The 12,997-nt window shown below is 60.4% G+C and carries 14 protein-coding genes; 8 read left to right on the forward strand and 6 right to left on the reverse strand.

Features of this window, described 5'->3' with window-relative positions; genetic code table 11:
- From NKH06_RS19995 to NKH06_RS20020, 6 genes are all read left to right on the forward strand, one after another.
- Positions 1 to 650, forward strand: a 650-nt coding sequence (locus NKH06_RS19995; RefSeq protein WP_352893737.1) for a c-type cytochrome, incomplete at its 5' end; no start/stop codon positions are given.
- Positions 647 to 2,620, forward strand: a complete 1,974-nt coding sequence (ctaD, locus tag NKH06_RS20000; RefSeq protein ID WP_352759842.1) for a cytochrome c oxidase subunit I — start codon at positions 647 to 649, stop codon at positions 2,618 to 2,620. The genes NKH06_RS19995 and ctaD, both read left to right, overlap by 4 nt.
- Complete coding sequence (locus NKH06_RS20005) at positions 2,617 to 3,222, forward strand: cytochrome c oxidase subunit 3 (protein ID WP_352552141.1); 606 nt, start codon at positions 2,617 to 2,619, stop codon at positions 3,220 to 3,222. Before ctaD ends, NKH06_RS20005 begins: the two co-directional genes overlap by 4 nt.
- 133 nt (positions 3,223 to 3,355) lie before the next feature.
- Complete coding sequence (locus NKH06_RS20010; RefSeq protein ID WP_352677669.1) at positions 3,356 to 3,565, forward strand: hypothetical protein; 210 nt, start codon at positions 3,356 to 3,358, stop codon at positions 3,563 to 3,565.
- The gene (locus NKH06_RS20015; protein WP_352552143.1) at positions 3,562 to 4,440 is read left to right on the forward strand and encodes a cytochrome c oxidase assembly protein; all 879 of its coding nucleotides are present in this window, start codon (positions 3,562 to 3,564) and stop codon (positions 4,438 to 4,440) included. Before NKH06_RS20010 ends, NKH06_RS20015 begins: the two co-directional genes overlap by 4 nt.
- Positions 4,421 to 4,837, forward strand: a complete 417-nt coding sequence (locus NKH06_RS20020; protein WP_352552145.1) for a c-type cytochrome — start codon at positions 4,421 to 4,423, stop codon at positions 4,835 to 4,837. Before NKH06_RS20015 ends, NKH06_RS20020 begins: the two co-directional genes overlap by 20 nt.
- An 80-nt stretch (positions 4,838 to 4,917) precedes the next feature.
- Here NKH06_RS20020 and NKH06_RS20025 read toward each other — a convergent pair whose 3' ends face one another.
- From NKH06_RS20025 to NKH06_RS20045, 5 genes are all read right to left on the reverse strand, one after another.
- Positions 4,918 to 5,754 (reverse strand): hypothetical protein, encoded by an 837-nt coding sequence (locus NKH06_RS20025; RefSeq protein ID WP_352677666.1) that lies wholly within the window; start codon positions 5,752 to 5,754, stop codon positions 4,918 to 4,920.
- On the reverse strand, positions 5,751 to 6,143 hold the full coding sequence (locus NKH06_RS20030; protein ID WP_352442894.1) for a phage holin family protein: 393 nt from the start codon (positions 6,141 to 6,143) through the stop codon (positions 5,751 to 5,753). The genes NKH06_RS20025 and NKH06_RS20030 overlap by 4 nt, the downstream gene beginning before the upstream one ends.
- Positions 6,140 to 6,745, reverse strand: coding sequence for a hypothetical protein (locus NKH06_RS20035; protein WP_352442895.1), 606 nt, complete (start codon positions 6,743 to 6,745; stop codon positions 6,140 to 6,142). The genes NKH06_RS20030 and NKH06_RS20035 overlap by 4 nt, the downstream gene beginning before the upstream one ends.
- A 318-nt stretch (positions 6,746 to 7,063) precedes the next feature.
- Positions 7,064 to 7,909, reverse strand: a complete 846-nt coding sequence (locus NKH06_RS20040) for a manganese catalase family protein (protein WP_352893741.1) — start codon at positions 7,907 to 7,909, stop codon at positions 7,064 to 7,066.
- Positions 7,910 to 8,081: 172 nt separating this feature from the next.
- Complete coding sequence (locus NKH06_RS20045; protein ID WP_023811919.1) at positions 8,082 to 8,999, reverse strand: glycoside hydrolase family protein; 918 nt, start codon at positions 8,997 to 8,999, stop codon at positions 8,082 to 8,084.
- Between the two features lie 360 nt (positions 9,000 to 9,359).
- Between NKH06_RS20045 and NKH06_RS20050 the strand changes: the two genes are divergently transcribed.
- Positions 9,360 to 10,532 carry a glycosyltransferase family protein gene (locus NKH06_RS20050; RefSeq protein WP_352893743.1) on the forward strand — a complete coding sequence of 391 codons (1,173 nt, stop codon included), beginning with the start codon at positions 9,360 to 9,362 and terminating at the stop codon, positions 10,530 to 10,532.
- A 2-nt stretch (positions 10,533 to 10,534) separates the two neighbouring features.
- Positions 10,535 to 11,677 carry a UDP-galactopyranose mutase gene (gene glf, locus NKH06_RS20055; protein WP_352893745.1) on the forward strand — a complete coding sequence of 381 codons (1,143 nt, stop codon included), beginning with the start codon at positions 10,535 to 10,537 and terminating at the stop codon, positions 11,675 to 11,677.
- 75 nt (positions 11,678 to 11,752) lie between these two features.
- On the opposite strand, the gene NKH06_RS20060 is transcribed toward glf, so the two are convergent.
- Positions 11,753 to 12,919, reverse strand: coding sequence for a beta-glucosidase (locus tag NKH06_RS20060; protein ID WP_352893747.1), 1,167 nt, complete (start codon positions 12,917 to 12,919; stop codon positions 11,753 to 11,755).
- Between the last annotated feature and the right edge of the window lie 78 nt (positions 12,920 to 12,997).

Consider the following 12,997-nt stretch of genomic DNA (forward strand, 5'->3'; position numbering starts at 1 on the left):
CCAACCACCCCCACCCCCGCAACCCGCCGCGCCTCACGCCGCCCGCCCAGGCTGCTCTGTTTTTCAGAATGAAGACGACGTCAAACGATATCCATATCCCTGCCGGCGAGCCGGTGCGGCTGCTATTGACCTCGACCGATGTGATCCATTCCTTCTGGATCCCAAGCTTGGCCGGCAAACTCGATCTTATCCCCGGCCACATGAACGTGCTGGATATCAAGGCGGACAAGCCGGGCGTCTACCGTGGTCAATGCGCTGAATTCTGCGGTGCGCAGCACGCCAATATGGGCATCTTCATCATCGCCGAGCCGCGCCCGAAATTCGATGCCTGGCTGAACGACCAGTTGCAGCCGGCCGGCGCGCCGGCGAGCGGCGAAGCCAAGGCCGGCGCGGACCTGTTCCTCAAACGCCCCTGCGTGATGTGCCACAGGATCGGGGGAACGCCAGCCGGCGGAACGGTGGCTCCCGACCTCACCCACATCGCCAGCCGGAAAACATTGGCGGCCGGAACGCTGACGATGAGCCGCGGCAATCTCGCCGCCTGGATAGCCGACCCGCAAGGCATCAAGCCGGGTTCCCACATGCCAGTGGCAGATCTCAATGGCGACGAGCTCAACGCAATTGTGGCTTATCTCGAGGGACTGAAATGAGCAGCGCCGATATCACAGGCGACCGCCACATCCCGGAACTGGATACCGCCTCCAAGGGCGACCTCGCTCCCGAAGGCGACGGACCCCGGGATACGGGAATGGATGATGCCAGTCTGCATCGCTGGCTCGAACGCACTTGGCGGACGCCGTCCGGTATCTTTGGAGCGCTGTCTAGCGTCGATCACAAGGTGATCGCACGACGCTATTTGATCACCGCATTTGTTTTCCTGTGTCTTGGCGGCCTCAACGCTGTGGCCATGCGTATCCAGCTCTCGGGACCGCAACGCGGCCTGATTGGGCCGGACCTCTACAACCAGCTGTTCACGATGCACGGCGTTACGATGATGTTTCTGTTCGCCGTACCTATCGTGCAGGCGACTGGCATTTATCTGGTACCGCTGATGGTCGGCACCCGCAACATCGCGTTTCCGCGCCTGAACGCGTTCAGCTACTGGATCTACGTCTCGGGCGGCGCTTTTGCCTGGGTGTCCTTCGCCCTCAACATGGCCCCTGATGTCGGTTGGTTCGCTTACGTGCCGCTGTCCGGCCCCGAATTCGCACCGGGCAAGCGCGCCGACGTCTGGGCGCAGATGATCACGTATACGGAAGTGTCTTCATTGGCCGTGGCGGTGGCGACCATCGTCACCGTGTTCAAGCAGCGAGCCCCCGGCATGTCGCTGGACAAGATCCCGCTCTATGTCTGGGCGATGCTGGTCACTTCCTTCGTCGTCGTTTTCGCGATGCCGGCGGTGATGATCACCTCGACCTTCCTGATCCTGGACCGGCTAGTCGGCACACATATCTTCAACCCGGCTGAGGGTGGGGATGCCCTGCTGTTCCAACATCTCTTCTGGTTCTTCGGCCATCCGGAAGTCTACATCATCTTCCTGCCGGCGACGGGCATGGTCTCTTCGATCATCCCGGCTTTCGCCAGGCGACCGACATTCGGCCATCTCGGGCTTGTCCTGTCACTCTTCGCTGTCGGCCTCCTGTCGTTCGGGCTCTGGGTCCATCACATGTTCGCCACCGGATTGCCGAAGCTCGGCGCAAGCTTCTTCACCGCGTCCAGCATGATGATCGCCATTCCGAACGGCGTGCAGATCTTCTGCTGGCTGGCAACATTATGGGATGGCAGACCGGTAATCCGGACCCCGTTGCTGTTTGTCTTCGGCTTCTTCTTCATCTTCGTCATCGGCGGGCTGACCGGCGTCATGCTAGCCTCTGTGCCATTGGATCTTCAGGTGCACGACACCTATTTCGTCGTCGCGCATTTCCATTACGTGCTGATCGGCGGCTCGGTGTTCCCGCTGCTTGGCGCTGCTTATTTCTGGTTCCCGAAGATCAGCGGCCGCATGATGAGCGAACGCCTTGGGCGTTGGCATTTCTGGCTGGCCTTCATCGGGTTTAATGCGACCTTTTTCCCGATGCATCTCGTCGGTCTATGGGGCATGCCACGACGGGTCTACACCTATCCGGCCGAGCTTGGCTGGGGCAACATCAACCTTTTCATCTCGGCCGGGGCGCTGCTCTTCTTCCTGAGCTTTGTGCTGTTCACCTTCAACCTTGTGCATGGCGCGTTGAAAGGCACCTCGGCCGGCAACAATCCGTGGGACGCAGGAACCTTGGAGTGGGCAACATCCTCGCCGCCGCCGAGCTATAATTTCGCACGCATTCCCATCGTCACCCATATCGAGCCGCTCTGGGCCGAGCGCGAGACGCTCCCTGTAGCGACCGGGCTCCGCGTCGATGCGCGCGAGCTCCTCATCTCCACCGTGGCGGAAGCTCATCCCGACATTCGTGAGAAATCGGCCACACCGTCGATCTGGCCTCTTTTCGCGGCGCTCGCCGTCGGTGGTACGTTTCTCTATTCGATTTTCACGCCTTGGGCCATCGTCTGGGGCGCCGCGCCGATCGCCATCACTTTGATCGGTTGGTTCTGGCCGAAGGGCGATCCGGAGGACCAGGAATGAAGCATCGAGTTGCCGCCGATCTTTCAGGACTGCCGACCTTCGGGCATGGTCCGCACAGCCCCACCTGGTGGGGCACGCTGGGCTTTATGGCGCTCGAAGGCACCGGTTTCGCGCTGGCGGCGGGCGCATATCTCTACCTTGCGCTGTCATGGCCAGCATGGCCGCTCAGCGCACCGCAGCCGAACCATTGGCCCGGAACGATCGTCACGATTTTGTTTGTCGTCAGCCTTGTGCCCAACCACATCCTGCACCGCTATGCCAAGCAATGCTCCATTGTTCCGGTGCGGATAGGCCTGGTGGTCATGTCGCTGCTCGGCATCGCTCCGCTCGTCGTGCGCTGGTTCGAATTCCCCGCCCTCAACATCTATTGGGACACCAACGCCTATGGATCGATGCTCTGGGTGCTGCTTGGCCTGCACACCACGCACCTCATAACCGATGTCGGCGACACCATCGTGCTGATGGTGCTGATGTTCACGCGCCACGGCTATAGCGGCCGGCGCTTCGGCGATGTCGGCGACAATGTCTTCTACTGGGATTTCGTGGTCCTGACCTGGATCCCGATCTATGTGCTCATCTATTGGGCGCCGAGGCTAGGCTGACATGCGAGCGTTGCGGTTTGGAACGTCTTGGGGTGGTCTTCTGTCAGGTCCGCTGGCCTGGGCGGTCTCGACACAGCTGAATTATGCGCTGGTGCCTTGGCAATGCAATCGCCAGGTGCCGGTCGTGCTTCCCGTGGCGCTGCTGCTCGTCTTATTGTCGCTGCTCGGCGGGGCGCTGTCGTGGCGGGCGAAGCGGCGAGGCGGTGCCGCATTCAAGCCGGAGCGTACGCGCGGCACAGAGCGCTTCGTCGCCAACCTCGGAATGTTGTCGGCGTTGCTGTTTGCGCTTGTGATCCTCATGCAAGGCAGCGCGGCGCTGATCCTGGATGAGTGCCTGCGATGAACCTGGACGCGCTGTTCTCTACTTCCATCTGCTACGGCGCCGGCGCACCCGAGGCCGGGTGGACGCTCGCGCTGCCCATTACGCTGCCGCTTGCCGTCCTCGGACTCGCCTATGTCGTGGGCGCGAGCCGGCTTTGGCGGCGCAGCGGCCGCGGCAGGACTTTGCGGCTGCGCCAGGCTCTGCTGTTCACGGCCGGATGGGGCGTGTTGACAGCCGCATTGGTCAGCCCGATTCATGCGCTCGGCGAGCAGGTATTTGCGGCGCATATGATCGAGCATGAACTTCTGATGGCCGTGGCGGCGCCGCTGTTGGTCTCTGCCTGCCCGGCTGCTGCCTTGATGTGGGGCCTACCCACCCGATTCCGGCGCATTCTGGGAATTGCCGGGCACGCCAATTGGCTGAAGGCGGTCTGGGCTTTCGCAACGCGGCCGATCATGGCGACCATTATCCACGGCATAGCCATATGGATCTGGCACATTCCGGTGTTATTCGAAGCCGCGCTCGAACGCGGCGTGCTGCACTATGCACAGCACGCGAGCTTCTTCGGAACAGGGCTGCTGTTCTGGTGGGTGCTCTTGCCGCGTCCCGGCCGCCAGCATGCCTATGGGAGCGCAGTGATGCACCTCTTCATCACCTCGCTGCATACCGGCCTGCTCGGCGTTCTCCTGTTGCTCTCGCCACGGCTCTGGTACCCGGAGAACGCCGAGGGAGCGGCACTGTGGAATTTGAGTCCCCTGGAAGACCAGCAGCTTGCCGGGCTGGTCATGTGGGTTCCAGCTGGACTGATCTATGGCGGCGTAGCGCTGCTGCTGGCCGCGCTGTGGATCAAGGCGAGCGGAAGCAGGGAGGCGGCGCATGCGTACGAGCTTGTCTAAACTGCTTGCCGCCGTCAGCGCCGCGCTGGTGCTGCTCGTCGCGGCCGTGGCCGGAATGACCTGGTGGTCCGATCGGGCCGCACGCGTCCGCCACGAGGCGGAGGCGGCCACGGGCGGTGACACTGCGAGGGCCTTGCCGATCATGACGGCGAACGGCTGTTCCGGCTGCCATACGATTGCGGGCGTGCCGGGCGCGCAAGGGCAGGTCGGCCCTCGCCTGGATGCCAGTCTTGCTGACCGTGTTTTTATCGGCGGCGGGCTAGCCAACAATCCAGAGAACCTGATCCGCTGGATACGATCGGCAAGGGAAGTCAATCCGCACACGGCCATGCCATCGACACGGATTACGGAGCAGCAGGCGCGCGATATCGCGGCCTACCTCTACGCTCTGAAATGACTCGAGCGGTTCACCGTTCGACGGACAACGCCGACCCCTTTCTGGAAGAGACCGACTATCGTTGATCTATGATTACCAAGCTAGGTTTGGCGCTGAGACGGATCGGAAATCCGTTCCCGCACGGCACGCTCGGTCTTGTCTGCTGTGGACTTCACAATCTCGCCGAGCTGATCGGCCATCGTGCCTGCTTCCATATGTTGCCGGCCAGCTTCCTGCTTAATGGTCTCATAGGCGTCAGCGGCGACCTGCTTGGCCTCATCGAGACCCCTGTCGAGCATGGTTTCGGCGGTGTCGCGAAGCTTGTCCCCATAGGCGCCTAGTTGCTCATCCTCCGTTGCCGTATGGGGCAGCATTGCACCTATAGCGGCACCGATGGCGAGACCGACGGCCGCTACGGCCAAGGGTTGGTCCTCCAACAGATATTGGGCGGAGCGGCTGGCCTTCGCCATGTCACCAGTCGTCGAGCTTGCATTGGCAGCGCTTCCCGTCAGACCCGCCGCAGCGGCTCTTGCGGTGCTCGATATGGTATCGCCGACGCTGGTAGCGCTCGATGAGAGCGATTCCGCGGCATCGGAGAGCGTGCCGCTGAAGCCGCCGCGCTCACCTTCATCATGTCGTGCCGGCGCTGAAGGCAATGGGTAACCAGCGGGACCGTGGGCCGTGTTTGATGTGCCGCTGCCGAACATCAGCCAAGCCAGACCCGCGCCCACCATGGTGACCGGCAAAGGATTGTCTCGGACCTGCGTCCTGAGATTGCTGAGCATGGCCGAGCTCTCCCCTCCCGAGAACAGCCCGGTGAACTCATCCAGCAATTGTCCCGGCGTCATCTTGCCTCGAATGGATTCGGCGGTCTCCATCACCCGGGCGCGAGCCGCCTCGGCCTCGCGTTCAAGTTCGGCTGCGGATTTCTCTTTCATCTCACCTGTTCCTTGATCACGCTCGCATCGCGCTTGAGCTGTTCCTGGGTCCGGTCGGGGGTAAGTTCCGAAGGCGCCATGCTGGCCATCCCGGTCCGCAGCAGGATGACGCCGAGGACCGCCACGACCACACCGACCAGCAGGGAAGACCACCCCGCGCCAAGCCCTGCCCGCGTCAGTGCGATAACGAGTGCCTGCAGCAACACCAATAGCGCGGCGAGCAGGCAGATCGCGCCGCCCAGTACTTCCGCGGCACCTGCTCCGGCTTTGGTAAGCTTTTCAGAGAGCTCTGCCCGAAACAGCCTGGCTTCGGTTTGCACAAGCGTGGTGACGTTCTGGGCCAGGTCCGTCACCAGCCCGGCAAGGCTGGTATTGTCCTGTGTGCTCATCTGTCTTGCTCCGCATTCTGAGTGGCCGGATCCTCGCCGAGAAGGTCGAAATTCTGGGAACTGTCGGCGGACCAATCGGCGGCCTGGCTGGACGTGATGTCTCCCGACGCTCCCTGAGCTGCTTCAGGACCCGCCGGCGGAGAAGCCTTGATGAACCGCCCGAGAGCCAATCCGGCCAATACCGATCCGGCAAGCAAGACACCGGGATTTTGCCGGCCAAAGGACTGCACGTCCTCCAGGACCTGGCCGAACGGCTTCTGTTTCAATGACGATGAAAGCCGCTCCAAGCCACCGGCGGCATCCAATGCGAACTTCGATGCGTTCCTTTCATCGTTGTTGGCCAGATGGTCACTGGCCGCGCGCAGTGCGCCGCCCAGCGCCGCCAGACTCGATCCGATGTCGCGCTGAGCTTCCTCCGCCTTGTCGGAAATGACATCCCTGGCTTCAGATGCATAGTCGCCAGCCTTACGGGTCACCGTGTCACGCGCGTCGTGGAGCAACTCGCTGGCACGTTCTTGTTCCAGGCGAAGCCTGTCGGAAACGTCGCTTTTCGCCTTGTCAAAATCGGTGGGCTGTCCGCCCTGATCGTTCTCACGCTGCATGGGCCACCTAGTGAAGACCGAGGAAGGAGAGGACCGCGAGCACGACAACGACAAGGCCGATAAGATAGATGACACTGTTCATGTGCACGTCCTCCGTGGCTTCCCAACTTCGTGGAACCTCCGATGTTCCATTAGGTGAAGCATTTATAGCTAGGCTGAAAATGGAGAGCTCGTCAGGCACACACCAATCACCAATGAGCTGCGCTGTCGCTCGTACACAGCGTCAATTGGCCGATATAACCGGGTGCGGCCGAGTCAGCGAGAAGCTCCAAGGGGGAGACAGCCAGTGCCGGCTGCCTTCGGTATTGCTATGACAGCCTATTCGGCTGCCTGCCTGTCGATCATCTGCTCGCTCTGGGCGCCTGAACTTGGCCTTGGCGGCGAAAGCATGGGCTCCTCGCCCATTGGCGCAGCGGCAACAAGGGAGAACTCGCCCCTTCCGTCTATCGACGGTCCTTCGCTCCAACGTCCCCGCGCTGGTTCGACACCTTCGACGAAGCAATTGATGAAGGCATAGGATACGTCCTGATGCTCCTTCTCCTGCGGAAAGGAGTTGGGGACCGGCAGAGACGCGTTCAATCCGCCCATGTCTTCGATCGCCGCGAGCCACTGCTGTTGATGCATGGTGTCGCGCGCAATGAGGAAGGACAGCATGTCCTTCATGCCAGGGTCGTTGGTCATGTTGTACAGGCGGGTCGCAAGCACGCGGCCGCTTCCTTCCGCGGTGACGTTTGCGACCATATCGGCGGCAAGATTGCCGCTGGCATAGACATGCGAAGCATTGAAGGGAACGCCGTTGGCGTTTTCAGGCAGCGCGGCCAGGCCGGTCGACAAGATATGGCGGAAGTTCATCCCGTTGAGGACCGAGCCGCCGACCGTGTCCGACGAGATGTCCTCCTGCAGCGAAAGTGGTGCACCCTCTAGATTGAGGGCGACCGCAGTCGCCAGCATTTCGATATGGCCGAGTTCCTCGGTCGCCGTGTTTAACAACAGGTCGCGGTATTTGGCCGGTCCGCGGCATCCCCATGCCTGGAAGAAATACTGCAAGGCGACGCGGATCTCGCCTTCTACTCCACCTATGGCCTGCTGCAACGCGCGGGCAAAGACTGGATTCGGCGTTTCCACACGAACCGGGTACTGCAATTTCTTGTCGGTGTAATACATGGCTGACTCCTGGTTTGAAGTCAGCCGAACCTCAGCTCGGACGCATTGTTCCGTAGGAGAAACGTTTAATTCCGGCAGGCTTCCCGACGGAACGTCTCGAGCTACGGAAGCTCATTGCGCAATGCGAGCCGTCCAGTCGGTCTACGCCGTGGGTGCCCATTGGCACCGGGGATCATGCGACCTTGGAAAACAGGGCGACGTCGCATCTGGCCAGGCCGTAGCGCCACCGATGATCGGTCGTGGCGACCCGGCTTTGGTAAAACAACGATAGTTGGCTGCCTTCGATCATCACCGTCGAGTGGCCGTTCTCTCCCGGCTGGCCTGGCTCCAGCACCGGGCCGATCGATACGTAAGGTCCAGCAACGTCATCAGCGATAGCGAAGAACACGCGTTGCCGATTCCCCCGAAGTCCATTCGGCAGAAAACAAGTGGCATTGAGAAGCACCCGACCGTCCGGCAACTCGACCAGCTGTGCGCCTTCTATGCCCCATTCATAGTCGGGATCCTCTCTCGTATTATGGTGAGGGACATCATTATGGTCGAGGATCTTGCCGATCCGCTTCCAGGGACCGAACCACGAGTCGGATTGGCTCCGTGCGAGGTAGATGTCGGGTTGCGGCACCCTGGTGAATTTTGGCATGGCTGAATAGACGAGATAGCGCTTGCCGCCAATGACTGCGGGATGCGGATCGTAAATGCCGTCCTCCTCGGTGTCCGGGATGGCAAGGATCGCCGGGCTGAGAACCACCCACTGGAATCCGTCATTGGAAACCGCGTGCTCGCACCGGCCGCCAGACTTCATGAACTCGGTCTGGATGAACATATGAAAGACGCCGCTCTCGTGGATAACACCGGGCGCCGCAACACCACTCCCGTTGATAGGAAGTTCGATCGGCGGATGCTCGGTCCACGGTCCATAGAGGTCGGGCGCCGTGGCATGAAGGATCCTCCACGTCTCGGTGGTCACCGTGCCACCTGAGCCGAAGACGTGCCACAGACTGCCATCGAAGACAGGGCACGGGTCTTTGAGATCATCGACGCTTTGCGGATGAAACAGCGGAAAAACATTGGTCGCAAAGTCGATCTTCATATCAGCCCCGGAATCTTGCCCTGCCAAAACCGAATCGCCAGTCGTGCAGGCGAATCAACGTGATGTTCTGCACATTTTATAGCCGACAAGTTCAACGCAAATACGGCAATGCCGTTCTCCACCAGCATTCCCCAGTCGCCCCGCGCCTCAAAGCCCGCCGACACACGATAGCCGTTCTCGACTCAGCGAGCGGATCTCGTTTTCGTCTATCGAGCGGCGACTGAAGGCGCTCCATTTCACCTTGGAACAACTCACCTCGTTGAAAGTTAGGAGACGGGAACGAAGTTTAGTTCTCTCCCGTCCGCGACTAACAAATGTTAGTCGGAACATAAACGACAGACTAAAGGAAGGAAATCTTCAATGGAAGCAGCCTTGGGTGGGGCAGTCGCCAGTAACCGCGCTGGCAGGGAAAATCTACTGGTTTGCTTCTCCCATTTGCGGTGGAATTTCGTTCATCAACGCCCGCAACATATCCTCAGTCTCGCCTCCATGCAGCAGAGAGTGGTCTACTTCGAAGAGCCTGTTTTCGAAGACCTGCCACAGCCGCTGATGCGGACGAGCGAGGCAGCGCCAAGCATTCTAATTGTGACGCCAGTGCTTCCGCTCGGCATGTCGGCCGCGAAAGCAGATGCCGTCCAGCGGAGATTTGTCCAGCAGATCATAGCTTCAATGCCGCACAGCCGGTTGATCGCTTGGTACTACACACCGATGGCTCTGCGCTTCACCGAGCACCTCGACCCAGACATATGCATCTATGACTGCATGGACGAACTCTCCGCATTCAAGAATGCGCCGCCCGAGCTGGGGCAGATGGAAAAGGCCCTGCTGCGCCGCGCCGATCTCGTTTTCACCGGAGGCCTAAGCCTGTTCGAGACCAAGCGTCACCTGCATCACGCGATCTTCCCTTTTCCTAGCAGCATCGATGTGAAGCACTTTCACACTGCGAGACGCCCAGGAAAGGAGCCAACCGACCAGGCCGGCATTCCTCATCCGAGGGTCGGATATTTCGGAGTTATCGACGAGCGGCTGGACGTCGAGCTCGTAGCGCAGGCGGCGGAGACTATGTCGGACGTGCATTTCGTGATGCTTGGCCCGGTCGTCAAGATCGACCCCGCAACCCTGCCCAGAGCCGAAAACCTGCATTGGTTGGGCGCAAAGGCCTACTGCGACCTGCCCCACTATATGCGCCATTGGGATGCCGGTTGGATGCCGTTTGCACTCAACGAAGCGACCCGCTTCATCAGTCCGACCAAGACGCCAGAGTTCCTAGCGGCCGGTCTCCCGGTGATCTCGACGGCAATCGTTGACGTTGTGCGCAGCTACGGCGCTGCTGGACTGGTGGAAATCGCCGACAGTGACGATATGGAAATCAAGCTGCGCTCCATTCTATTGCGACCTCGTGAGACGTTCCTGCCGCAAGTCGACGCCTATCTTGCGGACATGTCTTGGCAAAAGACATGGAGTGGCATGACCGCTCACATCGAGCGTGCCTATCGAGGTAAGAAGGTCATCCCTCTCCGCAGGAGTGCATAGCCATGTTCGATTGGCTGATCGTCGGCGCGGGATTTGCCGGCAGCGTGCTTGCTGAAAGGATAGCCTCCCAGCGCCACGAAAGTGTTCTCCTGGTCGACCGCCGCAGCCATGTCGGCGGCAACGCCTATGATTGCTATAATGAAGCCGGCATCCTCATCCATCGTTATGGGCCACATATTTTTCACACCAACAGCCAGTCGATCGTGGACTACCTCTCGCAGTTCACGGAATGGCGCACATACGAGCATAGGGTGCTGGCGGCCGTGGATGAGAAACTGCTTCCCATCCCGATCAATCTCGACACGGTGAATCGGCTTTATGGTCTTGATCTGAATTCCGCACAATTGGAGGAGTTCTTCGCGTCGCGGCGCGAAACCGTAGAGAACGTACGAACGGCCGAGGACGTCGTCGTCAGCACAGTGGGACGCGAACTCTATGAGAAATTCTTCCGTGGCTACACCAGGAAGCAATGGGGCGTCGATCCTAGCCAACTGAGCAAATCAGTGACGGCACGAGTGCCGACCAGAACCAACCGTGATGACCGCTATTTTAGCGACAGCTTCCAGAAGATGCCGGCCGGCGGGTACACGAGAATGTTCGAACGCATGCTCGACCATCCGAACATCAAGGTCATGTTGCAGACCGACTTCCGCGAAATTCGTGACGAGATACCATTCAACCGCCTGATCTATACCGGCCCGATCGACGAATACTTCGGCTGGCAGCTCGGGCGTCTTCCTTATCGCTCGCTCCGTTTCGAGCACGTCACCCTCGACCAAGAGCAGTTTCAGCCGGTTGCCGTCGTCAACTACCCCCAGACGGAAGATTACACCCGCATCACCGAGTACAAACATCTGACCGGCCAGCAGAACGCGCGGACCAGCCTGACCTACGAGTATCCCACCGATATCGGGGACCCGTACTATCCGGTGCCGCGGGCCGAAAACGAAGAACTCTACAAGCGCTATGAAGCGCTCGGCGCAACCTGTCCCGACGTGTGGTTTGTCGGCCGCCTGGCAACCTACCGCTACTACAACATGGATCAGGTGGTCGGGCAGGCTCTGGCTACTTTCGCCCGCATCCAAAAGAGCGTCCCGGAATGGGCGGGCGTGGGGAATGCGTCGTTGGCCGAGGGCGCGCTGTAGCTCCACCACCTGGACCCGGGAGCATCGGCGCGGCGCCAACAGCGCTCGCAACAGTCCCTCGTGCCGCTCATGTATTTATCGCGTCAGGTTCGCCGCGAACAAAGTTTGCTGGCGGGCCAATTCATCCGCGATGGGCTTGCGGACGTGTCGGTTGCCGTCCGCCTGGACGACCGAAAACAATCCCACTTCCGCATGCCGCGAATTGTCCCAGCCCGGATAGGCCGTTATCGGGTATAGACAAATACCTTCGATCGGCGCTTCGAGACCGATTGCGGCACGCACCTCGTCGCAGACATAATGGAGCCAAGCCGCCCCGCCCGATCCTTCGGAGCCGGTCTCGGCGATGAATATCGGCTTGCCGTATCGACGTGCGACCTCGATCAGCATCTCCGATAGGGCACGGTACTCGTGATGCCCCATCGGAATCGTCGGCCCGTTTAGGTACCACTGATTGTGTGGGTAGAAATTCAGGCCAACGACATCGACAACTTCTTCGCTCCCACCCAGCTCAGGTTCTGCCCGGCCCAGCAGCATGTCGTAAGCTTCGAACTGTCCGAGACGGGCATTTTCGGCCCGGCGCCGCTCGGTCCGCGTTCGGTCCCGAGGAGCAATGTGGATAAGCGGCTCGGCCCAGACAAATCTGCAAGCGGGATCGACCTCCCGCATCGCGCGAACGCCAGCTATTGCAGCTTTCACGAGGTGCCGCTTGAACCATCCCCGCTTTTTCGGGCCGACGCGCGGGAAATAGCCAACCTCAACAGCCCAGGCGAAAAACGAAATTTCGTTGATCGGACACAACAGAGGCGCTGTACCGGCGATTGTACGATGAACCCTCACAGCTTCCGCGGCGAACGAGGCATAGGCATCGATGAAATGCGTCGACCCCTGATCAACGTGGTCTGGAGATCCGTAGTGGAAGATGTCCCAGATGACCTGGACACCTGCCGATTGCGCTGCTTCGACCATCGGCGTCCAACTCGACCAGTCATAAGTCCCAGGAGCGGTTTCGATGAGGTGCCAGCGCAACCCGTCGCGGACGGTACGAAGACCGAGTTCGGCGCAACCGCGGTAGTCGCCCAGGGCATGCAAATAATGCGACGTCGCGCGGATAAGATCGAGGCGAACGCCGTCCTTGCGCCGGTGCGACGAGCACTCAAAGCCAGCCATGAAAAAACTGGCGAACGCCGACGTGCCCGCAATCGAAGTCAAGCCATCGCTATCGCTTTGTGCTGCTTCGCTCATGCGGCAACCCCTTCTCATTTGCCATGCTGCACCATCGTCCAGTGTATTACTCAGGGCCAAACCCGGATGGTCGAGCCT

The organism is Mesorhizobium sp. M1342 (assembly GCF_040317955.1).
Taxonomy (GTDB): domain Bacteria; phylum Pseudomonadota; class Alphaproteobacteria; order Rhizobiales; family Rhizobiaceae; genus Mesorhizobium.

Coding starts and splice junctions, on each gene's coding strand:
- ctaD (WP_352759842.1), top strand. CDS start 647: ATGAGCAGCGCCGATATCACAGGCGACCGCCACATCCCGGAACTGGAT.
- NKH06_RS20005 (WP_352552141.1), top strand. CDS start 2,617: ATGAAGCATCGAGTTGCCGCCGATCTTTCAGGACTGCCGACCTTCGGG.
- NKH06_RS20015 (WP_352552143.1), top strand. CDS start 3,562: ATGAACCTGGACGCGCTGTTCTCTACTTCCATCTGCTACGGCGCCGGC.
- NKH06_RS20020 (WP_352552145.1), top strand. CDS start 4,421: ATGCGTACGAGCTTGTCTAAACTGCTTGCCGCCGTCAGCGCCGCGCTG.
- NKH06_RS20025 (WP_352677666.1), bottom strand. CDS start 5,754: ATGAAAGAGAAATCCGCAGCCGAACTTGAACGCGAGGCCGAGGCGGCT.
- NKH06_RS20030 (WP_352442894.1), bottom strand. CDS start 6,143: ATGAGCACACAGGACAATACCAGCCTTGCCGGGCTGGTGACGGACCTG.
- NKH06_RS20035 (WP_352442895.1), bottom strand. CDS start 6,745: ATGCAGCGTGAGAACGATCAGGGCGGACAGCCCACCGATTTTGACAAG.
- NKH06_RS20040 (WP_352893741.1), bottom strand. CDS start 7,909: ATGTATTACACCGACAAGAAATTGCAGTACCCGGTTCGTGTGGAAACG.
- NKH06_RS20045 (WP_023811919.1), bottom strand. CDS start 8,999: ATGAAGATCGACTTTGCGACCAATGTTTTTCCGCTGTTTCATCCGCAA.
- NKH06_RS20050 (WP_352893743.1), top strand. CDS start 9,360: ATGGAAGCAGCCTTGGGTGGGGCAGTCGCCAGTAACCGCGCTGGCAGG.
- glf (WP_352893745.1), top strand. CDS start 10,535: ATGTTCGATTGGCTGATCGTCGGCGCGGGATTTGCCGGCAGCGTGCTT.
- NKH06_RS20060 (WP_352893747.1), bottom strand. CDS start 12,919: ATGAGCGAAGCAGCACAAAGCGATAGCGATGGCTTGACTTCGATTGCG.